Genomic DNA, 931 nt, shown 5'->3' with positions numbered 1-931 from the left:
GTAATGAAGTGTATATTTTTCTTTATTATTTAAAGTAGGAATTAATTTGTCTACAATACCTGATGATATTTTATATTTATTTGCAATGTTTTTACAATAATTTGATAGCATATTTTTAGTTACTTTTATTTTTTCACAAGCCAATGGATAATCATTATGAAGATTATGTAATTTTTTAGGATATTCTAAATCTACTTGTAATATTAGTCCTTTTTTACTAGTTTCATTATATTTTGTTAAATCTAATTTGTCTATCTGATTTTTATTTAACCATTTAAAATTTCCTGTTGGTAAATACTGGCACATAGCATAACCATAAAGATTATTAGCATCCAAATAGGCAATGTATTTCGATGGTAAATTCTCATTGTATTCTTTGATGTATTTATTATTTGCTTTAGAATATCTGTTTGCAATATATGAAATACCACCTCTAAGGCCAGATTCAATGAACAAATGCATGTCAATATCTGTCATAAGTTCAAGATTAATTTCAGTCATTTTTAACATACTATCAAAAGATAACCCCGGACTAGTAAAATAATGAGCTGGATCAAGTTTGTAATATTCAAAGCATGTATTTCGGAAATTTTCAAAAACATCAGCGAGTAAAACGACATCTGTTTTCAGATATAAATCATGATATTGACCCATGTTTTTTAGACCAAATGTATTCCATACTGTTTTAGCATGTTTATATTCTTCATCTGTTATATGCTCATCGTTTAATATGTTATAAAATTCTTCTTTGGATGGTAAAGTTGTGTTAAATTTCTCAAAACTATCCATATAGTCATATGGGTAGACTCCTTTTTTACACATTAAATCAAATTGCTTGTCTTTATACAGTTCTGATGTGTATTTAAATGATTCTTTTGGTAAATTACTAACGAGTTTGTCTAATGAAGAATTCATAAACTGAAAACTATCA

1 protein-coding gene is annotated in these 931 nt (G+C 26.2%); it reads right to left on the bottom strand.

Annotated features, from left to right (window positions below; translation table 11 throughout):
- Positions 1-915 (bottom strand): DNA polymerase (locus tag OIF36_00105; protein MCV6598873.1); only part of this gene is annotated, 915 nt, incomplete at its 3' end.
- Between the last annotated feature and the right edge of the window lie 16 nt (positions 916-931).

The sequence above is a fragment of the Alphaproteobacteria bacterium genome, from assembly GCA_025800285.1.
Classification (GTDB): domain Bacteria; phylum Pseudomonadota; class Alphaproteobacteria; order JAOXRX01; family JAOXRX01; genus JAOXRX01.
The sequence above is the reverse complement of the archived record's forward strand: the minus strand, read 5'-3'. Positions and strand labels throughout refer to the sequence as shown.